An 859-nucleotide genomic window follows, 5' to 3' on the forward strand; every position below is an offset into this window, starting at 1 on the left:
GCTGCCTTCGCCGCCGAGGCCAAGGCGCAGCGGCAGCAGGTCGGCGATGCGGTCGAGGCTGGCCTCGCGCCGATAGAACAGCCACAGCGGTTCCTGGTAGATCGCCCCCAGGCTCTCCAGCCGTTGCTGCTCGGCCGGCGCGAGCTGGCGTTCCAGGCCGCTCTGCACCAGGGCGATCTGCACCTGGGGGGCGTCGGCCAGCAACTGCTGCAGGTTGTCGCGCGAGCCGGAGGTGGGCACCAGGTGCAGCTCGAAGCCTTCCTTGGCCAGTTCCTCCTTGAGCCGCTCGGCGAATTGCTGGTAGGCCCCGCCCTGGGTGCCGGTGGCCATGCTGGCGCTCATTGGCGGCGGCGGGGCGACGAACTGGAACAGCGCCCAGACCAGTGCGGCCACCACCGGCACTATCCACAGGTTGGCCAGGATCATGATCTTCAGGTCGTTCAGCACGCGGCGCATGGGGCATCCTTGGGGGTGAAAGTCGCGAAGCGACGCCTTCCTGGTGTCCTTCTCCCGCAGGAGAAGCTGGCGCGCAGCGCCGGATAAGGGCAGGCGGGTTCGCTGCAAGGATAGAACCCCAAGCGCCCTGTGGTCACGCCATAGGGTGTCGCGGCGTGCGCAGTGCAAACATCGCCTATCGACCCCCTGTGCGCATGGCGCCCCCTACGCCAGGGACCTGCGCGTCGCCCGCAATTGATCGAGCAGCAGCAACAGGCCGAGCAGGACCAGGGCGTACAGCGCATCGCCGCCGAGCATCGCCAGTACCGCGGCGCACAGCAGCGTGGCCAGCCCGGCCAGCCAGCGCCACACCCCGCGCAGCAGCACCGCGCCGGCGGCCATGCTGAACAGGTAGATCAGCACG

2 pseudogenes are annotated in these 859 nt (G+C 69.2%); both read right to left on the reverse strand.

Features of this window, described 5'->3' with window-relative positions:
• A pseudogene (locus N878_RS22940) lies at positions 1 to 456 on the reverse strand (C4-dicarboxylate ABC transporter substrate-binding protein); the annotation flags it as partial.
• A gap of 204 nt (positions 457 to 660) precedes the next feature.
• Positions 661 to 859: pseudogene (locus N878_RS29215) on the reverse strand (L-methionine/branched-chain amino acid transporter); the annotation flags it as partial.

It is taken from the genome of Pseudomonas sp. EGD-AK9 (assembly GCF_000465935.2).
In the GTDB taxonomy this organism is placed as follows: domain Bacteria; phylum Pseudomonadota; class Gammaproteobacteria; order Pseudomonadales; family Pseudomonadaceae; genus Aquipseudomonas.